Origin of the sequence: Schauerella aestuarii, from assembly GCF_009866805.1 — a bacterium.
GTDB classification, from domain to species: Bacteria; Pseudomonadota; Gammaproteobacteria; order Burkholderiales; family Burkholderiaceae_B; genus Schauerella; species Schauerella aestuarii.
This window is the reverse complement of sequence record NZ_SIZW01000039.1, coordinates 554842-567626: the sequence shown is the minus strand read 5'-3', so window position 1 is coordinate 567626 and position 12785 is coordinate 554842. Positions and strand designations below refer to the sequence as shown.

Here is a 12785-nt window from a genome sequence, read left to right as displayed (position 1 = left end):
CTGATCGACAGCTTCGATTTTTCACACGCAATTCGACACCACCAGTCGTCAAACCCACCATCGCATCAAGAGGATCCCAGCGCATGCACACACGCTCTCCCCTACGCCTGCACCGCTTCGTGCGCAGCGCCCTGTCGCTCGCCCTTCTGGCCTCCGCTGCCGCCGCCTTTTCGGCGCTCCCCGTGGCCGATGCACAAGCCAAGACGATTACGGCGGTGATGCACTCGCCCATCCGCATCCTCGATCCCATCATCACCACCGCGCACATCGTGCGTAATCATGGGTACATGATTTACGACACGCTGCTGTCGATGGATTCGAAGTACCAGCCCACGCCGCAGATGGCCGAGTACAAGATCTCGGATGACGGCCTCACCTACACGTTCACGCTGCGCGACGGCCTGAAGTGGCATGACGGCGCCGCCGTGACGTCCGAGGATTGCATCGCGTCGCTCAAGCGTTGGGGTTCGCGCGATGCGGGCGGCCAGATGCTGATGGACCGCACCGCAAGCCTGACGGCGGTCGACGCGCGCACATTCGAGTTGAAGCTGAAGGCGCCGTTCTCCGATACGTTGGACATGATCGCCAAGCCGTCGGCCGTGCCGGCGTTCATGATGCCGGCGCGCGTGGCCGCCACGTCGTCGTCGGAAGCGATCAAGGAAAACATCGGCTCGGGCCCGTTCAAATTCGTGCAGAAGGAATACGTGCCGGGCGTGAAGACGGTGTATGAAAAGTTCACCGATTACGTGCCGCGCAAGGAACCCGCAGATTTCCTGGCAGGCGGCAAGGTCGTCAAGGTGGATCGCGTGGAATGGGTGACGATGCCCGATGCGCAAACCGCCGTGAGCGCGCTGAACTCGAACGAAATCGACTATATCGAATCGCCCCCGCTCGATCTGCTGCCGATTCTGCAAAACAATGACGACTTGCAAATCACGGTGTTCAACGAGCTCGGCAGCCAGACGATGGGGCGCATGAACTTTCTGTACCCCCCGTTCGACAATCTGAAGATTCGTCAGGCCGCCCTGCTGGCGCTCGACCAGGAAAGCATCCTGCAAGCCTACATCGGCAACAAGGATTACTACACGCCTTGCGCCTCGATGTATGGGTGCGGTGTGCCTTTTGAAACCGCAGCCGGTGCGCCCCCATCGCTCACCAAGGGCGCAGAGCCGGAGAAGGCGCGTGCGTTGCTGAAAGAAGCTGGCTACGACGGCAAGCCCATCGTGATCATGCATCCTACGGACGTGAGCACGGTGAGCTCCCAGCCGGTGATTGCAGCGCAGCTGTTGCGCAAGGCGGGGTTCACGGTCGATCTGCAGCCCATGGACTGGCAAACGCTCGTCAGCCGACGTGCGAGTACCAACGCACCGGCGAACGGCGGCTGGAATATGTTCTTCACCAACTGGGTGATTCCGGAGGTGTGGACGCCGATGGTCAATCCGATGGTGAACGGGCGTGGCAAGGAAGGCTGGTTTGGCTGGCCGACGGATCCGAAGCTGGAAGAACTGCGCACGGCCTTCACGACCGCCAAAACGCCTGAAGATCGCAAGGCGGCTGCGGCGGCCGTGCATCAACAGGCGATGGAGCAGGTCATCTACATTCCGCTCGGCTCCTACAAAGCGCCCGCGGCCATGAGCAAGAAATTGACGGGTCTGGTCAAGGCACCGGTGCCGTTGTTCTGGAACATGTCCAAAGCCGATTAAGGCTTCTTCACCCCGCCCGCCTCATGCACGCCGTGCGTGGCGCGGGCGAGATGCTTTAACCGGTCCACCGCGCGCCCATGGGAGCAACGGGGGCCACGCAGGCCCACTTCACGCTTCCGCGCGCCGTTTGAGCGAGAATCACCATGCCTGCTTATTTCCTGAAGCGGATATTGGCGGTCATCCCCGTAATGGGTGTGGTCGCGGTATTCGTCTTTCTACTGCTTCGATTGACCCCCGGCGATCCCGCCGCGATCATCGCCGGCGATATGGCGACGCCTGAGCAACTGGCCAAGATCCGCGCCGCGCTCGGCTTGAACGAGCCGCTGCTCACCCAATTCTTCAGCTGGATCGGCACCGTGCTGAAAGGCGACCTGGGCACCTCGCTCATCTCGGGCACGCCTGTGACCACGTTGATCGGCCAACGCCTGGAACCTACGCTGAGCCTGGCCATCATGACCGCCATCCTGGCCGTCGTCATCGCCGTGCCGCTGGGCGTGCTGGCCGCCTGGAAACATCAAAGCTGGGTCGACAACCTCGTGATGTCGATGTCGGTACTGGGCTTCTCGGTGCCCGTCTTCGTGATCGGCTACGTGCTGGTGCAGATCTTCGCGCTTGAATTGCGTTGGCTGCCAGTGCAAGGCTATCGCAGCTGGACGCAAGGCTTCTGGCCGTTTCTGCAACGCGCCATCCTGCCGGCGTTCACCCTGGCCTCGATCTACGTGGCGCTGATCGCACGCATGACGCGCGCCAGCCTGCTCACGGTATTGGGCGAAGACTACATCCGCACCGCACGCGCCAAGGGTCTGGGCGAGATCATCGTGCTGTTTCGTCACGCGCTGCGCAATGCGGCCGTACCCATCCTCACCGTGATCGGCACCGGCTTCGCGCTGTTGATCTCGGGCGTGGTGGTGACTGAAAGCGTGTTCAACATCCCCGGCCTGGGACGCCTCACGGTGGACGCCATTCTGGCGCGCGACTATCCCGTGATCCAAGGGTTGATCCTCACCACCAGCGGCGTGTACGTGCTGATCAATCTGGTGATCGACCTTTCCTACAGTGCGCTCGATCCGAGGATTCGCTACTGATGACAGCCACCACGAAAAACCTCCCGCCTACTGCAGGCAAATCCGGCTCGGCGCCCGGCCTCGATGCCGCAGCGGCCGCCACGGCATCCACACCTGCCCGCCCCGTCACCCCCGCGGCGCGGCTCTCGCTGCACAACAGCCTGGGCGGCTTGCGGCGCATGAAGGCTGCGCCCGCGATATCGGCATTCGTCGTGATCGCCTTGATCCTGATGGCGATCTTCGCACCATTGCTGGCGCCGCACGATCCCCTCGCGATGACGCCTGCAATGCGGTTGAAGCCTTCCAGCGACATGTATTTGCTGGGTACCGACGCCTTTGGGCGCGACATCCTTTCGCGCATCATCTACGGCGCGCGCGTGTCGCTCACCATCGGGCTGGGCGTGGCGATCGTCAGCATCCTGATCGGCTTGCCGCTGGGGTTGTTGTCGGGCTTCTTCAAAACGCTCGACGCCATTCTGATGCGCGTGATGGATGGCTTGATGGCCATCCCCAGCGTGCTGCTGGCCATTGCGGTCGTGGCGGTGTCGGGCGCGAGCATGTGGAGCCTGATCATCGCGATCACCATTCCCGAGATCCCGCGCGTGGTGCGCCTGGTGCGCTCGGTAGTGCTGTCGGCCCGCGAAGAGCTTTACGTCGAAGCGGCCATCTCGCTGGGCAGCAGCCTGCCGCGCATCCTGCGCCGCCATCTGGTGCCCAATACGATCGCGCCGCTCATCGTGCAAGGCACCTACATCTGCGCGTCCGCCATTCTCACCGAAGCGATCCTGTCGTTTCTGGGTGCCGGCATCGGCACCGAAATCCCTTCGTGGGGCAACATCATTTCCGAGGGCCGCATGTACTTCCAGCTCAAGCCTTCGTTGATCTACTGGCCCGGCCTGGTGCTGTCGGCCTGCGTGCTCGCCGTGAATTTGCTGGGCGACACCGCGCGCGACATGCTCGATCCCAAAATGAAGCAGCGGGGTGGCCACTGATGAGCAACGATGCGATTTTGAGTGTGCGCGACCTGGTCGTGACCGCCGGCACCATGGCGGGGGCGCCGCCGATCCTGAACGGCATCTCGCTGGATATTGCCGCCGGCGAAACGCTGTGCCTGGTGGGCGAAAGCGGCTCGGGTAAATCGGTGACGTCGCTGGCCACGATGGGGCTGTTGCCGAAAGGCATTTTGATGGCGCGCTCGGGCAGCATCATGCTCGAAGGCCAGGATCTGCTGAAGGCTTCGGAGGCCCAGCTCAAGGCCTTGCGCGCCAGCCGCATGGCAATGATCTTCCAGGAGCCGATGACGGCGCTGAATCCGGTGATGCCGGTGGGCCGGCAGATCGAAGAGGTGCTGCAGGCCCATACGCCGATGGGCGGGCGCGATCGCAAGAAGCATGTGCTGCAGATGCTGGATCAGGTTCACCTGCCCGATATCGAGCGGGTATACGCGTCGTATCCGCACCAGCTTTCGGGCGGGCAGCGCCAGCGCATCATGATCGCCATGGCGCTCGTGCTCGAGCCGAAACTGTTGATCGCGGATGAGCCCACCACCGCACTGGACGTGACCACGCAGAAGGAAATCCTGCGGCTCATCAAGGAACTGCAGACCAGACACGGCACCTCGGTACTGTTCATCACGCACGATATGGGTGTGGTGGCCGATATCGCCGATCGGGTGTGCGTGATGCACCACGGCGATATCGTCGAGACGGCCGCCATCGCCGATCTGCTGGAACGTCCCACCACGGCCTACACGCGCAAACTGCTCTCGTCCGTGCCGAGCCTGACCGCGCGGCCGCCGCGTCCGATGAAGAGTCAGGAGATCGTGCTCGAAGCGATCGAGCTCAACAAGACCTACAGCACCAAAAGCTGGCTGCGCCGCGCGCGCGAGACCCACGCCGCGGCCGATGTGAACTTCACGCTGCGCCACGGCCGCACGCTGGGTATCGTGGGTGAGAGCGGCTCGGGCAAGTCGACGGTCGCGCGTTGCATCATGCGGCTGATCGATCCCACGTCCGGCAGCATCCGCCTCAAGGGCGCGGATATCTCAGACCTGCAGCGTCCCGCGCTGCAGCCGCATCGCAAGCGCATCCAGATCGTGTTTCAGGATCCCTATCGGTCGCTCAACCCGCGCGTGACCGTGGGCGAAAGCATCACCGAAGGCCCCACCAATTACGGCATGCCGTTGGCGCAAGCCATGGCCCGCGCCGCCGAGCTGCTCGAGGTGGTGGGCCTGCCAAAGGACGCCATCGACCGCTATCCGCACCAGTTTTCGGGCGGCCAGCGGCAGCGCATCGCGATCGCGCGCGCGTTGGCAATGGAACCCGATGTGCTGGTTGCCGACGAGGCCGTCTCTGCACTGGATGTGTCGGTGCAGGCGCAGGTGCTCGATCTGCTGAGCGAATTGCAGGAGCGGCTGGGCGTGGCCATTCTGTTCATCACGCATGATTTGCGCGTGGCCGCGCAGATCTGTGACGATGTGGCGGTGATGCAGCATGGGCGTATCGTAGAGGCCGGTACGGCGCAGGAGGTGTTGATGTCGCCGCAGATGACGTATACCCGCGCGTTGATCGATGCCGCCCCCGGGCGACACTGGGACTTCGCGAACTTCCGCCCCCTTCCTCAACAACCAACAGGACTTTGATATGTCTCGCCCCCGTATCGCCGTAGGCGGCTTCATGCACGAAACCAATACGTTTGCGCCCACCCGCGCGGATTTTGCGGCGTTCGACGGCGGCGGGGGCCGGCCCATCATGCGCGGCGATGAGGTGATCACCCTCACGCGCGGCACCAATAACGGGATTGCAGGGTTTGTGGAATCGCCCGAAGCGCAGGCCTGGGAGATCGTGCCCACATTGTGGGCCCACGCCAGCCCCTCGGCGCATGTGACGCAGGATGCCTTCGATCGCATTGCCGGCGAGCTCGTGCAGGCGATCGAGGATGCCGGACCGCTGGATGGCATTTACCTCAACCTGCACGGCGCGATGGTGGCCGAGCATGCCGACGATGGCGAAGGCGAACTGCTGCGCCGCGTGCGCGCCGCGATGGGCGACGCCATTCCGATCGTGGTGAGTCTGGACCTGCACGCCAACGTGACGGAAGAGATGGTGGCCTATTCGGATGCGTTGATCGGCTATCGCACCTATCCGCATGTGGACATGGCCGACACCGGGGCACGGTGCGCCACCTATATGGCGCGCATCGTGGGCACCACGCAGCGCGACGCCAAGGCCTTTCGGCGCATCGAGTTCCTGATCCCGATCGTATGGCAGTGCACGTATATCGAGCCGTGCAAGAGCCTCTATTCCCACCACGTGACGATGGAAGCCGCCGGCTTGCCCACGATCTCGTTTTCGACCGGCTTCCCGGCCGCAGACATCCCCGGCTGTGCGCCCACGGTGGTGGCCTACGCGGCGGACGCCGCCACGGCCGAGCGGGCGGCAGATGAGATGGCGGGATTGGTGAACGACGCCGAGTCGGCATTTGCAGGCCAGGTGTGGACGCCGGACGACGGGGTGAAAGAAGCCATGCGCATTGCGCAGACGGCGACCAAGCCCGTGGTGATCGCCGATACCCAGGACAACCCCGGCGCCGGCGGCGATTCCGATACCACAGGGATGCTGCGCGCACTGATCGCGCAAGATGCGCAACGCGCGGCGATCGGCAATATCGTCGACCCGGGCGCCGCCGCTGCGGCACACGAAGCAGGCGTTGGCGCAACAGTACGCCTGGCACTGGGCGGCAAATCCGGCGTGCCGGGCGATATGCCGTTGGACGAGGCGTTCGTGGTCGAGACGCTGACTGACGGACGCTTTACCGCCACCGGCCCGTTCTACGGCGGCGCGAAGCTTGATCTGGGCTTGTCGGCCTGCCTGCGCATCGGCGGCGTGCGAATCGTCGTGACCTCGCGCAAGGCTCAGATGGCCGACCAGCAGATGTTCCGCCAGGTGGGCATCGAGCCGCGCGATCAGGCCATCCTGGTCAACAAAAGCTCGGTGCACTTTCGCGCCGACTTTGCCCCCATCGCAGAGACGATTCTGGTGTGTGCGTCGCCCGGCCCGATGCCGGTCGATCCCGCCGTCTTGCCGTTTACGAAGCTATTGCCCGGGATACGCCTGTCACCCAGCATTGCGCCCGGCCACCGCGTGAAGTAACGTCGCACACGACGCTCTGCGTTTCGCCCGACGGGCCCCGCCCGGTCGCGCGGCGCAATGAGGCATGGCCATCCCGGCCGGCCGAGCTGCTTCGCTCGAGGATGTGCCTTGCGTCAGTCTTCATCGTCGGATACGCCTTCGGCGTCTGGCTCACTCTCCTCCAAGCCGCCCCGGGGCCGGCTTCCCAGGCTGTGGTGGGTATGGCTGCTGCCGCTGGCCGCCGCGATCGCCGGCGTCGGGTTGCTGATGTTTGAGGTGAGTGCGCGAGGCCCCACGATCACCATCCGTTTTCAGGACGTCGAAGGCGTGGCGGCCGACCGCACGCGCGTGCAATACAAGCATCTCGATGCGGGCGTGGTGAAAGCCGTGCGCTTGAGCGATGACCGCCGTTCGGCCATCGTGACGGTTCAGCTTACCGGCGCAACCGCGCACGCGGCCCAGGAAGGCAGCCGCTTCTGGATCGTGCGCCCGCACTGGACCGGCAGCAGCGTCTCGGGGCTTTCCACCCTGCTTTCAGGCGCGTTCATCACCCTGGAAGTGCCCGATCCGGCCCGCCGCGACGGCGCGCCGCGCGTGGCGCAAACCGAATTCGTCGGTATGGAGACGCCGCCCCTGATCGCCCAGGGCCGCTCAGGCACGCGCATCGATCTGCGCACCCGTGACATCGGCACGCTATATCCCGGCGCACCGGTGTACTTTCGCGGCGTCAAGGTGGGCGACGTCCTCGACTATCAGCTCAATGACGACGGCCGCGGCCTGGGCGTCGCCCTCTTTGTGGATGCGCCCCACGATGCGCACATCAAACCCGACACCCGCTTCTGGCGCGTGGGGTTTGCCGATCTCCAGATCAACGCGTCGGGCGTTCGCTTGCGCACGCCCTCGGCATTGACGATCGCCCAGGGCGGCGTGGCATTCGACGAAGTCGAGCAGGCTGCAACAGAGGACGAACTCGGCGAACGTGCGCGGCGGCTGTATGCCAGCGAACAGATCGCCCGCACCGCGCCGGATCGTCGCGCCTATCGGATTCGGATGCGATTCGAGCAGTCGATCCGCGGGTTGAATCCAGGCGCGGTCATCGACTTCAACGGTGTCGTATTGGGACGGGTCGATCACGTGGAGGTCGATCTGGATGCGAAGACGGAGAAGCCGGTGGCCTGGATCGACGCGCGCATCTACCCCGAGCGGCTGGGCAATGTGTTCGAAAGCGCGCAGCGTCTGGTCGACAGCGAATCGGCGACGGGCAAGCCGGTGCCGGAAGGCCTGCTCATCAAAGCGCTCGTGGCCAGCGGCATGCGCGCGCAGCTGCGACAGGAGAACGCATGGTCCGGCCAGCAGTACATTGCGCTGGATGTGTTTGCGGACGCGCCGGCGACCGACGTGACGCTTGCCGAGGTGACGATCCTTCCGACGATCGGCAGCGATACCGAACGCCTGCAACAGCACATCGATTCGATAACCGCGCGCATCCGCAAGGTGCCGATCGCCGAGATCGGCGAGGGCGTGGGTCAATTGCTGGCGCAGACCGGCCGCGTCATCAAGACGATCGAAGCGCCCATCGGCACCAATCTCGCGAAACTGAAGCAAGAGGCCGAAGCGGCCATTGCCACCTTGCAGCGCTTGCAAACGCAAAACGATGGCCGGCCCGCCACGATCAAACGCGCCAATGCCGAGATCGAACGTGCGGTGACATCGCTGCAGGCGTTGGCCAACTACTTCAAGGGCAACCCCGCGGCACTGATACGCGGCCGCGGTCCCAACGACGCGCCGAACGTCGACGTGCGCAATTGATCCTGCGCACGGTGCCAGCCATCGTTATCCCGGATCGCCAAAGCGCGGCCATCGGCGTACGCTTACGGATTACGTTCAACCGTCACCCGGAACCTCAATGCCCACGCTTACCCGCATCGAAAGCTACGCCGACGAACTGAAATCCATCCGCTGGGATATCCATGCCCACCCTGAAATCGGCTTCGAAGAAGAACGCACTTCGGAGGTGGTCGCCACCTTGCTGACGTCCTGGGGCATCGCGGTGCATCGCGGGATCGGCAAGACCGGCGTGGTGGGTGTGCTGGAAGGCAAGCTGGGCGCGGGCCGCAGCATTGGCCTTCGCGCCGACATGGATGCCCTGCCGATGCAGGAAACGGCAGACGTACCGTACAAGTCGACCATCGACGGCAAGTTTCACGGCTGTGGCCACGATGGCCATACGACGATGCTGTTGGGCGCCGCCCGCTACCTCGCGGAAACGCGCGACTTCGCCGGTCGCGTCGTTTTCATTTTTCAGCCGGCCGAAGAAGGCCTGGGCGGTGCGCGCGCGATGCTCGCGGAAAAATTGTTCGAGCAGTTTCCGTGCGACGAAATCTACGGTCTGCACAATTCGCCGTATCTGGATGCCGGCAAGATCTCGATTCGCACCGGCCCCTCGATGGCGGGCGCCGATTTCTTCGATATCAAGGTCAAGGGCCATGGCAGCCACGGCGCCAACCCGCAGGCCTCGAAAGACCCCATCATCGTCGCCAACGCCTTGGTGCAGGCGCTGCAGACCATCGTGAGCCGCAATACCAGCCCGCTCGAGTCGGCCGTGGTGTCGGTCACCCAATTTCATTCGGGATCGGCCTATAACGTGATTCCGCAGGAAGCCACACTGGCCGGCACGATCCGCACATTCTCGGCCGAAGTGGGCGACATGGTGCGCCATCGCATGCGCACCATCGCAGCCGGCCTGGCGGCCAGCTTCGATGTGGAGATCGAGGTCGACATCCGCAACATCTTCGACGTGCTGGTCAATCACGAAAGCCAGACCGAGGCGCTCAAGCAGGCCGCGTTCGATATCGTGGGTGAAGACAACGTGTCGACCATGAAGAACCCGGTGATGGGCAGCGAAGATTTTGCCGACATGCTGCGCGTGGTGCCGGGCTCGTACTGCTGGATCGGGCACTCGGGCAACATGCCGCTGCACAATCCGGGCTTCATTCTGGGCGACGATATCCTGCCCGTGGGCGCCAGCTTGCTGGCCCGGGTGGTCGAACGCCAGCTGGCGGCCTGATTCCCACGCCCTTGTGCAAAAGGCCGAAAGGCCGAAAGGCACAAGCTGAAACGGCGCCTCGATCGAGGCGCCGTTTTTGCGTCTACCGTTGACGCCGCCAGCAACTACATCTTGCCCGGCAACCAGGTGGCGATACCCGGCACAAAGTAGATGATGAAAATCGCGGCAAGCATCAGGAAGAACATCGGCAGCGATACCTTCGCGATATAAGGCAGCTCCCTGCCCGTCATACCTGAAAGCACGAACAGATTGAACCCCACAGGCGGCGTGATCTGCGCCATCTCGACCACGAGCACGATGAAGATGCCAAACCAGATCAGGTCGATGCCGGCCGCCTGCACTGCGGGCAGCAGCACGCCCATGGTAAGCACCACGATCGAGATGCCGTCGAGAAAGCAGCCGAGGATGATGAAGAACACCATCAACGCCATCACCAATCCGAACTGAGACAGGCCCAACGTGCCGATCCATTCGGCCAGCGCGCGCGGCAGTCCGATATAGCCCATGGCAAGTGTCAGGAACTGCGCACCCGACAAGATCAAGGCAATCATGCAGAACAGACGCGTGGCGCCGAGCAGGGAGTCGATGAACGCGCGCCGCGTCAGCGAGCGCTGCGCGGCCGACAGCACCAGCGATCCCACCACGCCGACGGCAGCGGCTTCCGTTGCCGTCGCGTAGCCGGTGTAGATCGACCCCAACACCGCAGCGATCAACAGCACGACGGGAATCAAGTGACGCGACTGATAGAGCTTTTGCTTGAACGAGAAGTTCTCGTCGGCAACGGGTACCTTGCTCGGATTGCGGACCGCCCAGAAGACGATGTAGCCCATGAACAAGAGGGCCAGCATGATGCCCGGCAGAATGCCCGCGACGAACAGACGCGCAATCGATACATCAGCCGCCACCCCGTAGACGATCATGATGATCGACGGTGGAATCAGCAATCCCAAGGTGCCTGCGCCCGACAGCGTGCCGAGGATCTGATCGTCAGGATAGCCCCGACGGCGCAGTTCGGGAATCGTCATCTTGCCTACTGTGGCCACCGTGGCGGCGGACGAACCCGACACCGCCGCGAAGATCGCACAACCGATCACGTTGGTATGCAGCAAACGTCCGGGAATACGGTTTAACCACGGTGCCAAGCCCTTGAACAAATCCTGCGAAAGTCGCGTGCGAAACAGAATCTCGCCCATCCACAGAAACAGCGGCAACGCGGTCAGGGTCCAGCTCGACGCCGCGCCCCAGATGGTGACGGCCATGGCGTCGCCAGCCGGTCGGTTGGAAAACACTTCCATGCCGATCCATGCGGCGCCAGCCAACGTCAAGCCGACCCAAACGCCAGAACCCAAGAGCAGGAAAATCGATACGACAAGCAGGGTAACGATATAGAAATCATTCATGTTGTTGACTCGATACCGGTGCGGCGTGACCCATGAGACGGCGAACGAACTCGTCGACGATGGCGATGAGGAAGATGACGGCGCCCACGGCCATCGACAACTGCGGAATCCACAGCGGCGTGGCGTCGTTGCCGGTGGAGATGTCGTTGTAGGTCAATGAGTCCATGACCAGCTTGCAACTGAAATACGCCAGCGACAGGGCGAGCAATATCCCCACGACAAGGGCGAACAGATCCAGGCGGCGATGGCCCGCAGGCTTGAGCGAATTCAAGATCAACGTGACGCGAATGTGCTCGCCGTGCTTGAAGGTGCTGGCCAAGGCAAAGAACCCTGCCGCCGCCATCAGATAGCCCGCGTACGCATCGGTGCCGGGAATATGCACCCCGATCTGGCGGGTGACCACGCCGGACACCACCATGAGCAGGACACCGATCATGCACAACGCGGCAAGGTAGGCCGTAACACTGTAAAGCGAGTCTAGAAAGCGACGCATGTCCAACTCTATGTTCAAGGTTCAAGCGCCCTGGAGGCTGGCACTTACGTTGAACTGCGCGAAGGCAGTTGGGAAGATATCGCACACCGGTACGATGATCGGCGATGACCAGATTGGCCGTTCGGTCGATGCTGCACCGCGGCATGAACCGAACGACGGCAAATTCTATCGAAGCGGACCGCACTTGAGCGTATAAGTGGCCTCATTTACGGGTAAGTCCTGAGTAAGTGGCGCACATCGCGGCCATTGTTCAGGCTCAGCAGCTCACGCCGAACAGCCTCCTGCGCTGCCTGGCGGCTTGCCCACTGAATTGGGTAATCGGGCCGTTTGCGTTACTCTCTTTCGTCTATTTAGAAGGAGTAATACTCATGGCCCAAGCCACTGCTCGTCATATCCTGGTTTCCAGTGAAGCCAAATGCAATGAACTGAAGGCCGCGATTGAAGGCGGCGCCGACTTCGCTCAAGTCGCCAAAGACAATTCGTCGTGCCCCTCCAGCCGCGACGGCGGCAACCTGGGTTCCTTCGGCCCCGGCCAGATGGTCAAAGAATTCGACACCGTGGTGTTCAGCGCCCCGATCAATGTGGTGCAAGGCCCCGTGAAGACCCAGTTCGGTTACCACCTGCTGGAAGTCACGAGCCGCCAGGACTGATCGCGGCCAGCCAGGCGCGGGGTTCATCACCCCTCGCCTCGCGCCGCACCGCGTGCGGCGTCTTCGGTGATCGCCGATCAGCGAAGCCCGCGCGGCAGGCGAACTCAAAAAGCGAGCGTTTCGACGCTCGCTTTTTGCATCTTGATGCCTGGTGATGTTCGGCAAGGCAGGGCTCCCGGCGTATGAATGGCGCAGCCGGATTCGTTCGGCCCGCGTATCCACAATGCGCAATTCGATACAGTGCGCTAGCAAATGTTCACTTTCCGCACTCGGCACAC

The 12785-nt window shown here is 63.1% G+C and carries 10 protein-coding genes; 8 read left to right on the top strand and 2 right to left on the bottom strand.

The window, feature by feature from the left end; genetic code table 11:
- Window positions 1–83: 83 nt before the first annotated feature.
- From EYW45_RS05590 to EYW45_RS05560, 7 genes are all read left to right on the top strand, one after another.
- Entirely contained in the window at window positions 84–1703 is a 1620-nt protein-coding gene (locus tag EYW45_RS05590; protein ID WP_161134357.1) for an ABC transporter substrate-binding protein, read from the top strand.
- A 143-nt stretch (window positions 1704–1846) separates the two neighbouring features.
- Window positions 1847–2788, top strand: a complete 942-nt coding sequence (locus EYW45_RS05585) for an ABC transporter permease (RefSeq protein WP_161134356.1) — start codon at window positions 1847–1849, stop codon at window positions 2786–2788.
- The gene (locus tag EYW45_RS05580) at window positions 2788–3759 is read left to right on the top strand and encodes an ABC transporter permease (RefSeq protein WP_202444587.1); all 972 of its coding nucleotides are present in this window, start codon (window positions 2788–2790) and stop codon (window positions 3757–3759) included. Before EYW45_RS05585 ends, EYW45_RS05580 begins: the two co-directional genes overlap by 1 nt.
- The gene (locus tag EYW45_RS05575) at window positions 3759–5408 is read left to right on the top strand and encodes an ABC transporter ATP-binding protein (RefSeq protein ID WP_161134355.1); all 1650 of its coding nucleotides are present in this window, start codon (window positions 3759–3761) and stop codon (window positions 5406–5408) included. Before EYW45_RS05580 ends, EYW45_RS05575 begins: the two co-directional genes overlap by 1 nt.
- Before the next feature lies 1 nt (window position 5409).
- Window positions 5410–6918 carry a M81 family metallopeptidase gene (locus EYW45_RS05570; protein WP_161134354.1) on the top strand — a complete coding sequence of 503 codons (1509 nt, stop codon included), beginning with the start codon at window positions 5410–5412 and terminating at the stop codon, window positions 6916–6918.
- Between the two features lie 108 nt (window positions 6919–7026).
- On the top strand, window positions 7027–8706 hold the full coding sequence (locus tag EYW45_RS05565; RefSeq protein ID WP_161134353.1) for a PqiB family protein: 1680 nt from the start codon (window positions 7027–7029) through the stop codon (window positions 8704–8706).
- 97 nt (window positions 8707–8803) lie between these two features.
- A complete protein-coding gene (locus tag EYW45_RS05560; protein WP_161134352.1) occupies window positions 8804–9964 on the top strand; it encodes a M20 aminoacylase family protein in 1161 nt (386 codons plus the stop codon).
- 104 nt (window positions 9965–10068) lie between these two features.
- Here EYW45_RS05560 and EYW45_RS05555 read toward each other — a convergent pair whose 3' ends face one another.
- Both EYW45_RS05555 and EYW45_RS05550 read right to left on the bottom strand, forming a co-directional pair.
- A complete protein-coding gene (locus EYW45_RS05555) occupies window positions 10069–11364 on the bottom strand; it encodes a TRAP transporter large permease (RefSeq protein ID WP_161134351.1) in 1296 nt (431 codons plus the stop codon).
- On the bottom strand, window positions 11357–11857 hold the full coding sequence (locus EYW45_RS05550; RefSeq protein WP_161134350.1) for a TRAP transporter small permease: 501 nt from the start codon (window positions 11855–11857) through the stop codon (window positions 11357–11359). Before EYW45_RS05550 ends, EYW45_RS05555 begins: the two co-directional genes overlap by 8 nt.
- A 368-nt stretch (window positions 11858–12225) precedes the next feature.
- Here EYW45_RS05550 and EYW45_RS05545 point away from each other — a divergent pair, with 368 nt between their 5' ends.
- Window positions 12226–12507: a peptidylprolyl isomerase gene (locus EYW45_RS05545; protein WP_161134349.1), complete on the top strand. Its 282-nt coding sequence runs from the start codon at window positions 12226–12228 to the stop codon at window positions 12505–12507.
- The last annotated feature ends 278 nt before the right edge of the window (window positions 12508–12785 follow it).